Source organism: Hyphomicrobium sp. (assembly GCF_035687085.1).
GTDB lineage: Bacteria > Pseudomonadota > Alphaproteobacteria > Rhizobiales > Hyphomicrobiaceae > Hyphomicrobium_B.
In genome coordinates this window covers 13802-31945 of record NZ_DASRYS010000011.1, presented here as the reverse complement: position 1 = coordinate 31945, position 18144 = coordinate 13802, and the positions used below count along the sequence as shown (strand labels likewise).

Annotated in this window: 9 protein-coding genes and 1 pseudogene; 2 read left to right on the top strand and 8 right to left on the bottom strand. The window is 59.4% G+C overall.

From position 1 onward, the window contains the following. Positions 1-36: 36 nt before the first annotated feature. Positions 37-1434: a hypothetical protein gene (locus tag VFG26_RS08715; protein ID WP_325024335.1), complete on the top strand. Its 1398-nt coding sequence runs from the start codon at positions 37-39 to the stop codon at positions 1432-1434. Between the two features lie 69 nt (positions 1435-1503). Here VFG26_RS08715 and VFG26_RS08710 read toward each other — a convergent pair whose 3' ends face one another. Continuing rightward, positions 1504-2829 (bottom strand): O-antigen ligase family protein, encoded by a 1326-nt coding sequence (locus VFG26_RS08710; protein ID WP_325024333.1) that lies wholly within the window; start codon positions 2827-2829, stop codon positions 1504-1506. A 759-nt stretch (positions 2830-3588) separates the two neighbouring features. Between VFG26_RS08710 and VFG26_RS17635 the strand changes: the two are divergent. Further along, positions 3589-3738 (top strand): annotated as a pseudogene (locus VFG26_RS17635) (DapH/DapD/GlmU-related protein); the annotation flags it as partial. Positions 3739-3802: 64 nt separating this feature from the next. Here the strand turns inward: VFG26_RS17635 and VFG26_RS08700 are convergent. The 7 genes from VFG26_RS08700 to VFG26_RS08670 form a co-directional block, all read right to left on the bottom strand. Continuing rightward, positions 3803-5179: a protoporphyrinogen/coproporphyrinogen oxidase gene (locus tag VFG26_RS08700; RefSeq protein WP_325024329.1), complete on the bottom strand. Its 1377-nt coding sequence runs from the start codon at positions 5177-5179 to the stop codon at positions 3803-3805. A 14-nt stretch (positions 5180-5193) separates the two neighbouring features. Next, a complete protein-coding gene (locus VFG26_RS08695) occupies positions 5194-6117 on the bottom strand; it encodes a glycosyltransferase family 2 protein (protein WP_325024327.1) in 924 nt (307 codons plus the stop codon). A gap of 284 nt (positions 6118-6401) precedes the next feature. Next, the gene (locus VFG26_RS08690) at positions 6402-8279 is read right to left on the bottom strand and encodes a glycoside hydrolase family 9 protein (RefSeq protein WP_325024326.1); all 1878 of its coding nucleotides are present in this window, start codon (positions 8277-8279) and stop codon (positions 6402-6404) included. Between the two features lie 286 nt (positions 8280-8565). Beyond that, positions 8566-10029 carry an undecaprenyl-phosphate glucose phosphotransferase gene (locus VFG26_RS08685; RefSeq protein WP_325024324.1) on the bottom strand — a complete coding sequence of 488 codons (1464 nt, stop codon included), beginning with the start codon at positions 10027-10029 and terminating at the stop codon, positions 8566-8568. 398 nt (positions 10030-10427) lie between these two features. Then, a complete protein-coding gene (locus tag VFG26_RS08680; protein WP_325024322.1) occupies positions 10428-13550 on the bottom strand; it encodes an efflux RND transporter permease subunit in 3123 nt (1040 codons plus the stop codon). 3 nt (positions 13551-13553) lie between these two features. Beyond that, a complete protein-coding gene (locus tag VFG26_RS08675; RefSeq protein WP_325024320.1) occupies positions 13554-16676 on the bottom strand; it encodes an efflux RND transporter permease subunit in 3123 nt (1040 codons plus the stop codon). Further along, complete coding sequence (locus VFG26_RS08670) at positions 16673-18010, bottom strand: efflux RND transporter periplasmic adaptor subunit (RefSeq protein WP_325024318.1); 1338 nt, start codon at positions 18008-18010, stop codon at positions 16673-16675. The genes VFG26_RS08675 and VFG26_RS08670 overlap by 4 nt, the downstream gene beginning before the upstream one ends. Between the last annotated feature and the right edge of the window lie 134 nt (positions 18011-18144).

Here is an 18144-nt window from a genome sequence, read left to right as displayed (position 1 = left end):
CATTCGTTCGGATCGGTGAGAGGATGTTTCTGACTGATGTCACTCATGACGGTCATCTCGATGCTGTTGGCGGTGAACCAGAGCACCAGTCCTCTCAAATTTGCCGTACGCGACTTGGCGCCGAGTGTAATTATTCTCCAGGGCGACGTAGCGCTAAAACCGAATAATACATTCAAATTCGTTGCGCGTCTAAACGGAGGTTTGAGCGTCAAGGTCATTTGGTCCATTCGGGAGCCGGCCGCCGGTGGCTCGATCTCGGCCGAGGGCATCTACAGCGCTCCAAGCACTCCTGGCGTTTATCACGTCGTCGCCACGAGTGCTGACTTGGCCATAAGCGACGAGGTGACGGTCACCGTGGCCGACGCAATCGAGTGGCAAGATATCACTCCGCCGATCTCTCTCGATTTCAATGACCCACCCAACAACTACGGCACGCAGATTATCCTCTCGAGCCCATCGGAGCCGACCACGCTGTATGTCGGCACAAATTATCAGGGCGTCTGGAAGAGCTTCAATAGCGGAAAAACCTGGTTCAAAGCCAACGTCGGCCTGCCTTCGGACCCTGCCAACATTTATTTCGACTGGGATGGCGGGCGCGCAGGAAAGGGCGAGGGGTGCGCAAGCATCGAACATAGAAACTGGGCGATGGCCATCGACCCGACCGATGCCAACGTTGTTTACACGAGCGATGGATTTGGATGCGCGCAGGGTCTCTGGAATACAACCAACGGCGGCGCGACCTGGCAGCAAATGTTCTCACCGGCCATCATCAGTCAGACGACGAATGATATCGGCTCGATCCATATTGATCCTTCAAACCATTTGCACATCCTTGTCGCATCGCACGGCCCCTGGTCGCATACCCCGAATGCTGTCGGCGTTTGGGAAAGTCGGGATGGCGGCAAGACCTGGACTATTCATCCGCTTCCACAGGCGGCCGGCACGACGAGCCATTATGCGGCCTTTCTCGATTCAGAAACGTGGATCGTGGCGACCCAGGATGCCGGCATCTGGCGCTCAGCTGACTCCGGCAAAACTTGGAATAAGGTCAGCTCCTTCAACAAATCCCACGGTGGAAGCGGCCTTTATCGTTCGCGAAATGGCGTACTTTACCTAGGTGGCAACAATCGCCTCCTTCGTTCAACGGACTTCGGATTGACATGGTCAGACGCCGGAGCACCGAACAATCAGGACGGCTACACAGGCATAGTGGGAGATGGCACGTATATCTACACAGCCAGCTCCAACACCGGTAAGAGCACGATCGGACCCGTTCAATATTATTATGCGTCTGAATCGGATGGCACGAACTGGAAGCCCTACAATTCGCAATCATTCAGCGACGGGCCTTTGAGCATGGTCTTTGATGCTCAAAACCGCGTTGTGTTCTCATCGAATTGGAACGCCGGGGTTTGGAAGCTGACAGGGCGCTAGAAAAGCTTAGATGCCGCCGCTGTTGCTTTCGAAGCAATGGGCCCGTCTATCGCGCTACCGTGCAAATCATCAGGAAGCACGCGTCACCGCAGAGGCGCTCCGGGCATTTGCAAGGCGTCCCTTGCTCCAATTCCTCGGGCGCTGCACCAAGGACTGTCCCGCACGCAGCACTGTCCGCGTGCTTGGCAATGAATCGCGGACCGATGCCGCAACAACGATGAGGTACAGCAGCCAGACAGGCGTAATTGTAATCCAAGCAGAATCGGTGAGGTTGATGAGGATGACAAAGAGTTCGATCGATAAATAGCACCATGCCCGAACTGGATCCTTACGCCTCACACGCTCCAGCAAATGTAGGGATGCGTAGACAAAGATCAAAAATATCCAGTAGCCGATCCGGCCTGTCTCAAGCTTGACCTGCAGATACCCGCTATGGCTTGAGGGCATGTCCTTTATGTATCCCGGAGCCTGCTCTTGAGGCGAATTCGGGACGAAATAATACGAGTGAAATCCCCAACCGAGCCAGGGCTTGCGGGATATCTGATAGTTTGTGAAGCCCCAGATTCCCGTTCGCCCCGTGAGCGTGGCGTCCCCGTAAAGCCTCCAGCCAATTTTCTCGACGGGTTGGCTGACAAAAAGCGATGCAAATACGACAGCGGCTAAGACATACGCGGGAGTGATCCGGACTTTCTTGCAGAGAAGCAAGATAAACCACGAGCACCCGAGGGAGAAGAGCGCGAACGCTGTGGCGCTTTTTGATTGGCTTGCCAGAACCAGCCAGACACCCAACCCGATGGTGACAAGAGCGAGGATCCTGCGCCAGCCGCGGAACAACACTTCATGGCATGACAAGATAACCCCTGCCGCGGCAAGGATGCCGAGTTCCTGTTTATGGGTGAAATATCCAGGATGACCTATCGGGCTGGCAGGAGTCGTCAAGACGAAGATTGCGCTAACAGCAAGAGCGACAGCACAGCAAGCGTGCAGGGCAGGGATGATGTGCGTTGTCCGTATGGGAAGTGCGAAGGGCAGCACAATGACAATGGTGGCGAGGATCGCGACGACAACCCGGCTGAAAGCGAAATATGGGCTATAGGCCCAAGTGACGCTCGCCGCGGCAAACAAGAAATACGCGGTCAAAGCCAAGATCGGCAGGGAGCGGACGAACCTGCTGTCTATGCGCGGCGAATTCTGAAGAACAAGCGCCAATGTGACTGCGGCAATCACCGGCCACAGCAGCATGTTTTCTGTACGCCCTTTTCCGTCATCAGGCAGAAACGGGAGGATCAGCAAAACATAGAAAAAGGCAAACACCGGCATAGCCGCCAGCATCGCGGCACCAGGAAATCTCCCGCTGGAAGCTTGAGCGGCTTTTGCATGGGAGAGGTTTGGCATTCCGGAGCCACTTGTTTGAACTATGACCGGGGATGCTCGGCTCTGTCCGGGCAACCGTAAAAGGCAGAGGGATAACGACGTCTGCTTGAAGAATCGGCAATGCATTTCTTCTGCAAAGCCTAATACACTGTGGCAGGTGCTGCTTAAGTGTCAACGCGCGAGAGTTATCTTTCTAAATGCAGGTTGCGCGGCCATTCCTTTGTTAATCCCGGTCGCATTCTCAGTTGTGTGTTGATGGGAAGGCCTTGATCTGCTCGTTATCGATATTCGATAACCGTCTGCCAACAGAGTGTTGGCGGCGCCACGCCTGACGACGCTAAAAGCGCTCTGGGCCCGGCTTCGACGCTCGTCGGGAGCCGCCTCGATCTGCTTCGCTTTTGTTGAAGGGGGACGTCTTAATTGATCAGGCTTCTCGACGTGCCCTTCAGCCTGTGGGCCACGGCAAAGTTCCGGCACGCGGGGGCTCGATCTGCCATCGTAACGGTGGACGGGAAGCGTCCGGTGATCCTCTCCTCCGGACCAATCACCAGCGGGCGTCTCTATCTACGTTGCAAGACTGTTCCGATAGAGATCGGAGCGGGAGAGAATGGCTCGTTGGTTATTGGCGAGCGCGTCTTCATCAATACCGGCGCGACCATCGTAGCAACCCACAGCATCGTCATCGGGGACGACTGCCTGATCGGGGATTTCGTCGCCATCTTCGATACCGACCACCATCAGCTTGAGCCATCACAGCCGACCCGCGTTGCCCCGGTCCGCCTCGGTAACAACGTCTGGATCGGCCGCTCGGCAACGATTCTTCCCGGCGTGACGATTGGAGATCATGCGGTGGTTGCTGCAGGATCGGTTGTGACAGCGGATGTGCCGCCGAGAACCGTGGTTGGGGGTGTACCGGCTCGGCCGATCCGCACCCTGGATATTCCTGATGGTTGGCGTCGCGAGTGACTAAGGTGACGCCGGCGGGGACCTCATCTTAAGCGATCCGGGCCTTCGCTTCCTCTCCCGGTAGCAGTGCCCAAGTCCGTTCTGGAGTCCCCTGCACCAAATATTCGGCGACCTCGACGCCCTGCATCACCGAATGATCGGTGTTCCCGATCTCATAGCGCCAAGCCCCAAACCGGCCGCGCGAGTAGATTCCTTGCTGGGTGAACCACGGGTGGATCTTGGCCAAGGCCCGATCGCGCCCAATAGTAGGGACTGGATAGGAGTATGGCACGCGCATCAATTGCCGGCTGACGATTTTGTGCTCGGCTTGCTCGGGCGTGAGCAACTGGCTGCTCACCATGCCTTTGATGGTACGGTCGACGACGTCGCCGGCGTTCTCATGCTTGAAGGGAGAAGCGGACACCTCGGCGAGCAGCGAGAAATGCGGCCCCGGCGGCGTCATCTTGGGCGAGTAATTCGACAGGTAAGTGACGCGGTAGAATGGTGAGTCCGACTCTGGGAAGTACATCCAGCACTTTGTGCTGGGGCACGGGCCGGCAACGCCAATGCCGATAAACATGCCCTCAGTATGATGCAGGTCGCGCGTCGCGGCGAGAACCTCATCCGGGCAGCCTTTGATTTTCGTCACAAGCTCTTTGATCGGCATCGTATTGATCAGAAGATCGTAGCTCACCGTGCGGCCGCCCGCGAACATGACTGCTTTGGACGAGGTATCGATCGAGACCACTTCGTGGTTGAGGTTGACAGGCTTGGGCAGAGCCTCGGCGATGCGGTCATAAAGCATCCCGGTCCCGAGCAGCGGAAACTTGAATTTGTTGTTTGGTCCCCACGAAACGTCGTCGCGGTTCTCGATGTGGTTTTCGAGAATGCGAGCGATGTCGACAGTGGGCACACGGTCACCCTGCCAGGATGCCGACATCATCTCGAGCGGATGGGCCCACACTTTGAAATTGTAAGGCGTCATGAAATATTTGGCGATGCCGGCGCCGAAGACGGAATTGATCCAGTTCTCGAAGTTATCGCGGCCTAAATGGCCCTTCTGAGCCGCGATGATCCCCAAAACGCACTCGATGAAAACCTTTGGGGGCAGCCGGTGAATATTGTTCTGAAAAGGGTACGGCACGAAGCGATCGAACATCCACACCCATGCTTCCCGCAGATGCTGATCGTAGTCACCGCGGAGCATCTTTTCGACGAGCTCGTCGAAGTAGCTGTAATGGCTGAACATCACATGTCCGCCATGGTCCCATATGAAACCATGCTCGTCGGTGAAGCTGGAGGCCAACCCGCCTACATGATCGTCGCGCTCAAATATCTCCCAGTCTTCATGACCGAGTTCGCTTAACCGATACGCTGCACCAAGTCCCGTCGGGCCCGCCCCGATAATGACGATCTTTTTCCCCACCCGGGCTGCCCTCTTCAGTTCTTCTCAGTGTACAGAAGTGTTGCCCGGTCAACGCTGAACTTCAGCCCGCCGCGTACCCCTTGGACGAAGCCCGCGAGGTAATCGACTTCCGGCGGCCGGCCGCCAAGCGCACGCTTTATGAGAACTTTGGCGCTCACGATTGCGAAATTTTTCGCTGCCAACCAAGTCGCGTAGACGTCCCGGCAGCGCGCATGTTTCGAGTAAAAAGCCCCGTCACCAAAGCCGTAGGCGCGAAGCAATGCTGGCCAGTCTTCGATTTCGCGGCGGCCATCGTGACGAACGATGACCTCCGGCCGCAAGAGGATGACCGCGTTTCTCCGGAAAGCACGATAAGCCAAATCGAAGTCTTGAGAGGATTTGAGCGGTCCGCCACCTCCGAGCGCCTCATCAAAGAGACCCGTGCGCTCGAATAGCGATCGTCGTGCCGCAAAATTCGCTCCCATGCCGAAGACGCGAAAGCCGTTCGCCCGGTCTAGTCGTTCGGGCTTCTGAATGCGCAGAAGCGGTGTCAGCGCTTCTCCATCTCCTTCGGGATACGCAGGAACCACCTGACCGTAGATCAACTCACCGTCCCGCTGACTATCAAAGGCTGCAACGATCTTTTCAATCCAGTCCGGAGGCACCAAGCAATCATCGTCAGTAAACGCAATAATGGGGCCGGTCGTGCTGGCGATCGCCAAGTTGTAAGCCCGCGATAGCCCGGATTGGCGCATGCGCACGTAGCGGATGCGCGAGTCGCGCGCCCGGAGGCGACCGACGATGGCCTCGGTGTCGTCGCTCGTGCTCTGGTCTATGACGGTCAGGTCGAAGTTCGGATATGAATTGGTTAGAATGGATTCGATCGCATGCCCGATCTTTTCGGGGCGATTTCTCGTGCAGATGACTGCTGAGACGAGCGGCAAATGAATATTTTCCATTTAGCTTCTTTGATCAAAACGGCAAGCGGCTCATGCATATACGATGTGATAAGCCCAACGCCAGTTTCGCCTATAGTCCTCGTTAATCCGGCGCCGTCCAAGGAGCAGTGAAGACTGTACAGCGCGTCCAATAAGGTAAGCGATAACACGCCCAGTCTAAGCGATCCGTACAGCAATCAAAGCGGCTTTCAGACACGGAGATGCAATTCGGCCGCGGCGGAGGCGCGCATGGTCAGTGTAATGAGGGAATGGGCGTTGCGGATTTCTGCATCAGGGAGCATCGCTCAATTCACGTAAGGAGCCAGGGCCAAGATGTAGGCTGCTTGATAGCCAGTGCTGGGCTCAGTGACTTCCCAGGAGTTTGCCGGCCAAGGATCGTTGAATTGGAGATAGGATTTGGCAGGCGGCTGGCTAAGCGGCGGGGAGAAGCCCCGGCGGCACAGGGAGAAAGAGGGCGACATGTAGCATTTGAAATTCGGCGTTCCTGAAGGCGCAAAGCAGCAGGAATCAAGAGAATAAGCCGGGTTGGGCCCGCCAACGAGGAATCCCGGTGCAGGTCCCGGCTCAAATGGGGTGACTTTCGACCACCGTCGCGAATTGTACGCGAACCACACGTGATACATCGTTGTTGCAGAGTTCTCGGCGCCCGCGAGCTTCATGTTCGTCAGATAGACGAGCCCGAGCGGGTTCACGCCATGCAGATAGTTCAGATATCCGAGCGCCGCCGATTTGGCCCGAGCAGCGACAGCTGGATCGGGGGCGTATAACGCGAGGAGTTCATACAATCTCGCCTGCGCAGCCTTTGAGAAATTGCTGCCCCAGGTGAAATCCTTCATCGGCGCCTGATATGGATCTTTTTTGCCGATGATCATGGGCAGCTGATCGGCATTCTGCGTCATGCGAGCGATGAATTTAGCCGAGATCGCAGTTCTCACGGCATCGCTCGCACCGGGAAGCCGGGCGTAATAGAGCAACGCTTCCTGGCCAACAGCGTCCCATTGAGATGGGCCCCAGTCGGGCACGACGGCCGCGAAATTCGCATCCACAAACTCGCGGAATTGCGGATCGGACGTGATCTCGAAAAGATAGACGGCGGCCTCGAAGCGCGCCGCCAGACGGTGCGCGTCGTCCATCTCCTGCTGGCCCGCTGCGAGCCCCTGGGAACCGGGCTGCTTGCCGTCGTCATTGTTGTAGTAAAGAACGGTTGGATTTTCAGCGGCCCAGGCCCAAGCCGCTTTCGCGCGTTTCGCCAGATCTGCCGCGTATGCTTTGAGTTCCGGTTCGGGCCGGGCCGAATAGACCTTGGACGCATAGGCAAATACAGCCGCACCCATCAGTGTCGCGCTGGTCGTCGGCGGGCCATAGAAGCTTGGCCCCCTTGCTGCCGACGGAGGACTGCCCTCGGCTAAGCTTTGAACGCACAGCAGCGAGCCGTTGGCATTTTGCATGCGCCGAAGCCAGTCGAGGCCCCATTTCACTTCATCGAGAATGTCCGGAATTCCATTGCCCGATTCTGGAATTCCAAAGTCGTCTCCGAACGCGCCCGCGTTCTGGTCGAAGGCGCGCAGCAAAGAGATCATGTTGCGCGCGGCCCAATTTGTGTACTTGTTGTAATCGCCAGCGTCGAACCAACCGCCTCGCAAGTCCTTCTCTTGCGAAGCATCATCTTTGGCGATCCATGAGCGTGCGAAGGGATCCTGTCCCGGGCCAAGATGGCTCGCCTTATCGGCCCATGGCTTCCCGGCAGTCTTCTCAGTCTTCTCGAAGCCCGCGCGCTGATAGAAGAACATGCGGGTCGCGTGTTTGAGCACGCGGCGGTAGACATGATCGTCGATGTCGAACTCAGGAGAACGCTGATTGTGCTCAGAATCGACGATCACATAGGTTCCGGGAGCTTCCACGTCCGAGAAGTCGAACAACCAGACTTGGTCACCGGAAAAGGTGTCTGTCGCACCGTTGTTCCAAACCGCCGGCGCTCCACTCTTGACGGCTTTGCCAGTGCTGCGATCGACCACCTGATATTGTTGCCCAGGCGCAAATGAAGCGTCTTTGTCGTATCCGAGCTGAGGGTTTCGGATAACGGCGATCTTGCTGCTTTTGGCCGGATATCCAAACTGATCGACGACGATCACGGGAACAGGCCCGTTAACGCCCCGCTTCAATCCTTCACTCCAGGATGTGTCAGTGCTGGGCTTATCTGCCGAGGGTGAGCCACCGGTCTGCGCATCTTTTTCCGCGGCTTGGGCTTTCTCGGCGAAGCTTGCCCAACCGGCTGCACATGCAATCGAGAGCCATAGCGTCAATACCGGCGATCGCATCGATCCTGAACTCATACCCACGTCCATCTTTCAACCACGCATGCTAGGGCATGGGCATACTGTGGGGCCTCCCGAGGAAGGCCGCCCGGTTTGAATGCGTCAGTAAGGAGTGTTGAAGAGAAGCGCGCAGTCAAAAGGCTCCGCGAAAAAGGACAAAAATCGTCCGCGTCATGATTTCGATGTCGAACCACACAGACCAGTTATCGATGTAATACAGGTCGTGTTCCACGCGTTTGCGGATATCGAGCGGCGTCTTGGTCTCTCCGCGGAACCCGTGCACTTGCGCCCATCCCGTCAGGCCGGGACGGACACGGCGCCGAAGAGAAAAGAGGTCGAACTGCTGCTCGAACAGTTGATCGTGGATCAAAGCGTGCGGACGCGGGCCAACGATTGACATATCGCCCGTCAGAACGTTGAGGAGCTGCGGAAGCTCGTCCAGGCTCGTGCGGCGCAGGAACCAGCCGACGCGCGTCACTCGGGGATCGTTGCGCTCGGCCTGCTTGATTTGCTGCCCATCCTCCGCGACGAACATCGTTCGGAACTTGAAGATCCGGAAAATTCGATTGTTCTGACCGTATCGCCGCTGACGAAAAAACACCGGCCCACGGCTATCGAGCTTGATCGCGACCGCTATGAGGAAGAGGAGCGGAGAGAGAAGAAGCAGGCCAACTCCAGCAAGAATATAGTCGAGGGCGGCTTTCAGTACGCGATTGCTCTCCGACAGGGGAACGAGATTGACGATGTCGGTTCGCAAAGTTCCGAGCCTTCTTGTGCCTCTGATAATGGTCGGGTTGGAGTCGAGCTTCGTGCACAGAAGGAGCTCTATGGAATAGGATGCCAGATCGCTCACGGCGACCTTGATCCGCGCGATTTCGTCGGCAGGAAAACCGATAATGATCGTATCGTACCGGTCGCGTTCTATGGCGCTCTTCAGCTCATCGAGACCTCCGTTGGAAAGGAGGTTCTGGTTGTGAGCGTTAGATGGCGCCAGATAGATGCCCTCAATTGCCGCCGATGGATCGGCGCTTTCAACCTGGTCTTTCATTGCGCCGAGAAAATCGGGATCGCCGAAAATAGCAATTCGCTGGCGAATCCTGCCCTGCGCCACCATCCGGCGAAGATAATGCATTCCGAAGATGCGGACGGTGATCAAAAGAAAGGCGCTCATGCCAAACCACATGAGGAACCAGCCTCTCGAATACCAATCGGCGAATTTGAGAGTGTAAAGAATGCCGAGAAGCAGCAAGAACGATGTCACCAATGTGCCATAGATCCTGCCGTATGGCACAACAGGTTGAGTAACGGCGCTGGAATCGTAAAGGCCTGCCCGCTTCATGAAGAGATAAAGCGTGCTCGCGAGCAGGGGAGCGGGCCCGAGATATGGCAGCCATGGCTGCGGATTGCCGATGAAGAGATGGATATAGAAAAACTTCGCGGCTGCGGCAGCGAAAATGACGACTGCGGCTTCCAAGATCGCCAGAGCGGCGATGCACGTATCGAACTTCGACAGGCTATCAGCAGCCGCGGCCAAGCCGCGGGAAATACCGCGGCTGTGAGGACCACCAAACTCAACGCGGGCACTAGTGTTCGCCATCTACGCAGCACGCAGGCAAAGGGTGGGCCTTTACGGCAGAGGTCGTTGGGGCTTTAGGTGCCCTCTCAGGAATTGCGATGCGAACAATTCTCGAAATGCTGCCGCCACTTAAGCGAGGTTTAGGGCGTATTAAGCATTCCACAAGCAATAGTTTGTAGTATGATTAAATTATTAAGGCAATTACACGCGGCGAATTGTCATTCGCTTTTTAGGCGAGCTTTCCGCCGGTCATTCGCAGCTGCTCATTCAGCGTCGGCAATTTTGATCCGGACCGGGCGATCCCCGCGTCGGCGCCATTGCATGAAATGAACAATGCTCAAAGGCGTGGTGATCGGCGGGGACGTTTTCAGGACTAATCCAGGGAATCCAAATTCTCCGGGCAGCTTTTCGGTCCTGAATCAAACCTGCCCGGCAGCGGAAACCTCCGGCGAGTCATTCCCGCGGCGGCGCGCGAAATTCTGCTTGAGCCTCTCAAGCAGCAGATAGATCACCGGCGTTGTGTAGAGCGTCAAAATCTGGGAGACGACGAGGCCGCCGATGATGGTGATGCCGAGCGGCCGGCGCAACTCCGATCCCGGACCGATAGCAACCGCCAGAGGAATGGCGCCCAGCAATGCCGCAAGCGTCGTCATCAGAATGGGACGGAAGCGCTGCAGGCACGCGTCATAGATCGCCGCCTGCGGTGACAATCCACGGTCGCGCTCCGCGCTCAATGCGAAATCGACGAGCATGATGCCGTTCTTTTTGACGATGCCGATCAGCAGAATGACGCCGATGAGCGCGATGACTGAGAGATCCATGCTGGCCATCTGCAACGCGAGCAGCGCGCCAAGACCCGCAGAAGGCAGCGTCGAGATGATCGTCAGCGGATGCGCCAGGCTCTCATAGAGAATGCCGAGCACGATGTAGATTGCAACGAGCGCGGCGATGATCAGCAGCGTCTGCATGCGCGCCTGCGCCAAAAACTCTTTCGCGTTGCCGGCCGGTTCGCCCTTGATCGTCTCGGGCATATGCAAATTCTGCAGCGCCTGATCGATGCCCCTGAGGCTCGTATCAAGGCTCACACCCGGCCGGAGATTGTAGTTGATCGTGACAGCAGGGAAGGGGCCCTGATGGTTGACGACGAGCGGCGCGATGCTCTGGCTGGTCGTAATCAGGCTCGACAGCGGGACCTGCTGCGTGCGGTCCACTGTCGGCACGTAAAGGCGCGACAGATCGTTGGGATGAGACTGCAGCTTCGGATCGACTTCGAGAATGACCTTGTACTGGTTGCGGTCGCCGTAGATCGTCGAGAACTGCGTCTGCGAGAATGCGTTGGAAAGCGCGTTGTCGATGTCCTCGATCGCCACGTTGAGGCGCGAGGCGACGTCGCGATTGATCTTGACGTCGAGCTGGAGGCCACCGGCTTCACGATCAGACGTGACGTCCGCGAGCCCCGGCACGGCGCGCACCGCATCGATGACTTTCGGCACCCACGCGTAAAGATCGTCCGCATCGAGCGACCACAGCGTATATTGATAATCCGCCTTGCCCGAGCGGGCACCCGCACGAATATCACGCGCTGGCATGAGACGCGTCGCAAGACCGACGACCTTGCCGAGCGGCGCGCGCAGCCGCTCGATCACGGCCGCGGTCGAGATGCCGCCGCGCTCCTCAATGGGCTTCAAGCTGATAAACATCCGGCCCTGGTTCTGGGTCGAATTGGCGCCACCCGTGCCGATCGACGAGCCCACGTTGTCGACAGCGGGATCGGCAAGAACGATATCGAGAGACTGCTTCTGTAGCCGACTCATCTCGGCGAAGGACACATCGGAGCTTGCCTCCGTCGCAGCGATGATGAGGCCCGTATCGTCTTCCGGCAAATAGCCCTTGGGCAGCACTGTGTAGAAGTGGATCGTCAGCACGATCGTCGCGATGAACACCGCCAGCATGACGAGCTGGTTGCGCAGCGCGATGCGGAGCGTGAAGGCGTAGCCTCTGACGACGAGGGCGAGGGCGCCTTCGAAAATGCGGTCGGCAAGGTTTCGGTGCTCTTCGGCGCCCGCCTTGATGAAATGCGCGCAGATCATCGGCGTCACCGTCAGCGAGACGATGGCGGAAATGACGATGGCGAAGGTCAGCGTCATCGCGAATTCGTGCAGCAGCCGCCCGACGACGCCCGTCATGAAGAGGACGGGTATGAATGCCGCAATGAGCGATACGGAGATCGAGATGACCGTAAAGCCGATCTGCTGCGAGCCCGCGAGCGCGGCGGCGTAGGGCTTCATGCCCTTTTCCATGTTGCGGTAGACGTTCTCGATCATGACGATCGCATCGTCGACGACGAAGCCGACGGCGACCGCAAGCGCCATCAGCGTCAGGTTGTTGACGGAAAACCCGGCGGCCCACATGGCGGCGCACGTGCCCGCGAGCGACAGCGGCACGGTAATGCCGGCGGCAATCGTAGGCGTCGTGCGCCTCAGGAAGACGAACACAACGGACATGACGAGAAGAATCGTCAGGCCGAGCGTAAACTGCATGTCGTGCACCGACGCGCGGATCGTCGCCGTCCGGTCGCTAAGAATGGAAATGTCGATCCCCGCCGGGATCCATTCTTTGAGTTCGGGCAGCAGCGCCTTCACGCCGTCCACGGTGTCGATGACGTTGGCTTCGGGCGTTTTCGTGATGATCAGAAGCACCGCCGGATCATGGCCGAAACGCGCTGACGAACGCGCATTTCGCGTCGCCTTGACGACATTCGCCACGTCGCCGACCTTGACGATGTCGCCGTTCGGCATGTTTTTGACGACGATGTTCTTGTACTCGTCGGGTTCGCTCATCTGCGCGTTGGATTGCAGGATGATCGTCTGCCGGTCGCCGTCCACGGATCCGATTGGCGAGAGATCGTTGGCGCTGGCAACGGCATTCTTCACGTCTTCGAAGCTGACACCCATCGCGGCGACGAGCGTCGGATCGATCTGAATGCGCGTCGCGGGCTGATCGGCACCGCTGACCGTCACGTCGGCCACACCCTGCACTTGCGAGATGCGCTGCGCGATGATGGTGTCGGCGCTGTCATAGATGGCACTCGTCGTCATCGTCTTCGAGGTGAGCGCCAGGATGAGAACGGGCGATGCGGAAGGGTTGGCCTTGCGGAATGTAGGGACCTGGGGGAGGTCACCCGGAAGGTCGGCCATCGCCGCGTTCAACGCCGCCTGCACGTCGCGGCCCGCGCCATCGATGTTCCGGCTGAGATCGAACTGCAAGGCGATCGACGTTGAACCGAGTGAACTCGTGGAGGTCATCTCGGTGACGCCCGCGATCTCGCCGAGCCGCCGTTCAAGTGGCGAGGCGACGCTCGACGCCATGGTCGCCGGATCGGCGCCGGGACGGTTGGCCCAGATGCGCACAGTCGGAAACTCGATCGCGGGCATGCTGGCGACCGGCAAAAGGCCGTAAGCAACGCAGCCCGCGAGGAACAAGCCGAGCGCGAGCAGCGCCGTCCCAATCGGTCTCTCGATGAAGATGCGCGAGACGTTCATCGCCTACTCCGCAGCCTCCGCTTGTGCGGGCAGTCCAGCTGCGGGCCCATGCGTCTCTGAATGGCGGCCGCCCAGGCGCGCCCGCAGGCGCTCCATCGCGAGGTAAATGACCGGCGTCGTGTAGAGCGTCAGCAGCTGGCTCAGGATCAAACCGCCGACGATCGTGATGCCGAGCGGGTTGCGAAGCTCCGAGCCCGTGCCGCTCTCGAGCGCCAGGGGAAGCGCGCCGAAGAGCGCGGCGAGCGTTGTCATCATGATCGGACGGAAGCGCAGCAGCGCGGCTTCCTTGATCGAATCCCGCGGGGACAGTCCGCGCTCGCGTTCCGCGTCGAGTGCGAAGTCGATCATCATGATCGCGTTCTTTTTGACGATGCCCATCAGCAGAATGATGCCGATGAGCGCCACAAACGAGAGATCCTTGCCGGTGAGTTCGAGCGCGATGGCAGCGCCGATGCCGGCCGATGGCAGCGTCGTCAAAATCGTGAACGGATGGATGAGGCTCTCGTAGAGCACTCCGAGCACGATGTAGATCGTCACGATGGCAGCGAGGATCAGCCACGGCTGGTTCTCAAGCGACTTCGAGAATTCCGCCGCATCGCCATAGAACGTGCCCGTGACGGAACCGGGAAGGCCAACCTCTTTCTTCGCAGTCTCGATCGCGGCGAGCGCATCGCTGAGCGACGCGTTGGGCGCGAGGTTGAAGCTGATGGTGATCGCCGGGAATTGGTCCTGGTGGCTGATCGCCAGCGGCGCCGTCTCGTACTTCACCGTGGCGACGGACTTCAAGAGGACCTGCGTGCCCGTTGTGCTTGACGGCACGTAGAGCCGGTCGAGCCGTGAAGGATCACTGCGATATTCTGCAGCCGCTTCGAGGACGACGCGATACTGGTTCGCCTGCTCGTAGATCGTCGAAACCTGGCGCTGGCCGAAAGCATTGCTCAAAGCGTCGTTGACGGCTTGCATGGTGACGCCGAGCCGCCCGGCAGTAACGCGGTCGACCTCGACGCGTGCGATCAGGCCGCCGTCCACCTCTTCGGAGGCGACGTTGCGAAGGAAAGGTGAATTGTGAAGGGCAGCCGACATCTCCTTCGACCACTCGGAAACCTCGTCCACGTCGGTGCTCGCAAGCGTGTACTGGTAGCGGGCGCGGCTCGATTGCGTCGAGATCTGCACCTCCTGCACCGGCTGGAAGTAGACCATCGTGCCGGGAACTTGCCGTACGGCATGCTTCAGGCGGTCGATCACCTGCGTGACGTTCGCCTTCCGCTCGTCGCGCGGCTTCAGCATGATCTTGAGGCTGCCCGCGTTCTGAGTGGCGTTGAGCTGCCCGATACCGACGATGGATGCGACGCCCGATACGTCCGGATCGGTCGCGACAATGGCGGCAACGTCCTTCTGCAGGCGCGACATCTCGGAGAAGGACGTCTGCGGGCCGCCTTCGACGACGGCCGTGATGGCGCCCGTATCCTGGTCGGGCAGGAAGCCCTTCGGCATGATGACGTAGAGCCAAACCGTGATGACCACGGTCAGCGCCGCAACCACAAGCGTTGCAACCTGATGCCGCAACACGAATTCCAGAGAGCGGCTGTACCCGCTGATCACACGCTCGAAGAAGCGGCCGATGACGCCTTCATTTTCGTCATGCCCGCCGCTGCGCAGCAGCTTGGCGCACATCATCGGCGTCAGCGTCAGCGATACGATGGCCGAGACGACAACGGCGATCGTGAGCGTCATCGCGAATTCGCGGAACATCCGTCCGACGAGACCCGTCATGAACAGCAACGGTATGAAGACGGCGATTAGCGACAGCGTCAGCGATATGATCGTGAAGCCGATCTCGCGCGCGCCCTCGAGCGCAGCCTGCAGTGGCTTCTTGCCCTTCTCGATGTGGCGCACGACGTTCTCGATCATCACGATGGCATCGTCGACGACAAATCCGGTGCCGATCGTCAGCGCCATGAGCGAGAGATTGTCGAGGCTGAAGCCGCAGAAATACATGACGCCGAAGGTGGCGATGAGCGACACCGGCAAGGCGACGCCGGCAATGATCGTCGCCCGGATCGAACGCAGGAACAGCAGCACGACCATGATGACGAGACCGACGCTCAAGACGAGTGTGAACTGCACGTCGTGGACGGAAGCCTTGATCGTGCCGGTGCGATCGCTGACGACTTGCAGGTTGACGCCCGCCGGCATGCTGGCCTCGACGCGCGGCAGCTCTTCCTTGATGCGCGCAACCGTATCGAGAACGTTGGCGCCCGGCTGCCGCTGCACATCGACGATGACGGCAGGCTTGCCATTGTACCAGCCGCCGACGCGCGTGTTCTCCAAGCCTTCGGAGACGCGGGCCACGTCCTTGATGCGGACCGGCGCATCGTTGCGGTAGGCGATGATGACATCTTCGTAGACGCGCGCCTTGCCGATCTGGTCGTTGGCGGCGATCGTGTAGGACTGCTTTTCGCCATCGAGCGAGCCCTTGGGGCCGGCGACGTTGGCGCTGGAAATGGCGGTGCTGAGATCGGCCATGCTGAGGCCGTAGCTGGCGAGGCGCGAAACATCGGCTTCGACGCGCACGGCAGGCTTGATGCCGCCCTCGATCGCGACGTGACCGACGCCCGAGACCGAGGCAAGCCGCTGCGCGAGCAGCGTATCGGCGAGATCGGAAAGCGAGCGCAGCGATTGCGTATCCGACGTCATGGCCAGCGTCACGATGGGCGTGTCGGCCGGGTTAACCTTCGAGTACGTGGGCGGGTAGGGAAGATTGCGCGGCAGCGTCGAGCCGGCGGCGTTGATGGCTGCCTGCACGTCCTGCGCGGCGGCATCGATATCGCGGTCGAGATTGAACTGCAGCGTGATGCGGCTCAAGCCGAACGAACTCGTCGACGACATCGAGGCGAGCGACTGGATCTGCCCGAACTGGCGCTCGAGCGACGCCGTGATCAGCGTCGACATCGTCTCGGGGCTGGCGCCCGGAAGCTCGGTCGTCACCTCGACGGTCGGAAAATCGACCTGCGGCAGAGACGAGACCGGCAGCGAAAGGTAGCCGAGAACGCCACCGAGTATGGTCGCGATCGCGAGGAGAAACGTCGCGATCGGCCGCTCGATGAAAGGGCGGGAGACGTTCATTGTGATGCGCCGTCTTCCCGGCGTGAACGGCGATGCTTGCCTGAGTTCTTGTCGCTGTCAGCCGCCGGGCTGACGAGCGCCGCCTCCTTGGCGGGCGGAGCCGATGCCTGCGCTTCGCGCACGCCGCTGCTCGTAGCGTCGGCCCGCGCGTTTTTACCTTCAGCCGATTTCTTCGAGAGCGCAGGGCCTCTGGGCTGAGCCGCGTTGCCATCGGTGACGGAAACGGCCGCTCCATCCTTGAGGCGGCCGAAGCCGCTCGTGACGACCTTCTCGCCCGCTGTGAGGCCCTCGGCGATGACAGCGTGTTTCTCGTCCTGACGGGAAATCGTGACCTGCCGCATCTCAACCGTGTCGTTGGCGCTGACGACATAGACGTAGGTGCCGTCGGGGCCGCGCTGCACGGATTCTGCCGGCGCCACGGTGACGCCCTTCAGCGTATCGACAAGCAGGCGAACGTTCACGAACTGACCCGGCCACAGCTGGCGCTTCGCGTTGGGAAATTCGGCCTTGAGCCGGATTGTGCCTGTCTGCTGATCCACCTGATTGTCGATGACCTTGAGCGTGCCGGTATCGAGTTCGTCCTGGCCGTCGGTCGAGAGCGCGTATGCGGTAAGCACGCCTTCGGAGCTGGATTTTGCCAGCGTGGGCAGCAGCTGCTGCGGTAGCGTGAATACCACCGTTATCGGCTGCACCTGCGTGATGACGACGATGCCGCCTGTCTCTCCTGCGCGCACGAGGTTGCCTTCATCGACCAACCGGATGCCGGTTCTGCCGTCGAACGGCGCGACAATGGTCGTATAGCCGAGGATCGCGGACGCGTTCTCGATCGAGGCGATGTCGGATTTAACCTGCGCTTCCTGCTGCGCGATGAGCGCGGTCTGCGTGTCGATCTGCTGCTGCGAGATGGCCAGAGTGCCGACCTTCTTGAAGCGCTCCAGGTCCTTCTTGCTGTTGGCGAGAAGCGCCTCGTCCAAGGCCTTCTTGGCAATCGCCTGATCGAGCTGCGCCTGGTAGGTGACGGGATCGATTTTCGCCAGCACGTCGCCCCTCTTGACGTCCTGGCCTTCCTTGAAGTTCACGCTCAAGAGCCGGCCGTCCACCTGGGCGCGAACGGTCGCCGTGTTCAGCGCTTTGACCGATCCGACACCTTCGAAATAAACAGGCACATCGGCCTTATCGGCGGTTTTTGCGATGACGGCCACGGGGCCACCCATGCCGGGGCCGCGGCGGCGCGAGCTGGCGCTTTCAGAGGGTGCCCCCTGCATCATGTAGTAAACGCCACCGGCCATCGCGCCGATGATCACAATCGTAGAAACCCACCGTAGTAGCGTCATCGCCGCCTTTTTCCGTTTAAACCCCGCCGGCGTCGCCATATGCGGCACGCTTCGGCTGTATGTCCTATCACCCGAAGATGAAACGCCCGGTTCCGGCGAATCCGTTGCGCCCCCGGCGCGACTTCAAAATAACG

What these genes read in the sequence shown, in the direction of transcription:
- VFG26_RS08715 (WP_325024335.1), top strand. Translation starts at nt 37, where the DNA reads ATGTCACTCATGACGGTCATCTCGATGCTGTTGGCGGTGAACCAGAGC.
- VFG26_RS08710 (WP_325024333.1), bottom strand. Translation starts at nt 2,829, where the DNA reads ATGCCAAACCTCTCCCATGCAAAAGCCGCTCAAGCTTCCAGCGGGAGA.
- VFG26_RS08695 (WP_325024327.1), bottom strand. Translation starts at nt 6,117, where the DNA reads ATGGAAAATATTCATTTGCCGCTCGTCTCAGCAGTCATCTGCACGAGA.
- VFG26_RS08685 (WP_325024324.1), bottom strand. Translation starts at nt 10,029, where the DNA reads ATGGCGAACACTAGTGCCCGCGTTGAGTTTGGTGGTCCTCACAGCCGC.
- VFG26_RS08680 (WP_325024322.1), bottom strand. Translation starts at nt 13,550, where the DNA reads ATGAACGTCTCGCGCATCTTCATCGAGAGACCGATTGGGACGGCGCTG.
- VFG26_RS08675 (WP_325024320.1), bottom strand. Translation starts at nt 16,676, where the DNA reads ATGAACGTCTCCCGCCCTTTCATCGAGCGGCCGATCGCGACGTTTCTC.
- VFG26_RS08670 (WP_325024318.1), bottom strand. Translation starts at nt 18,010, where the DNA reads ATGACGCTACTACGGTGGGTTTCTACGATTGTGATCATCGGCGCGATG.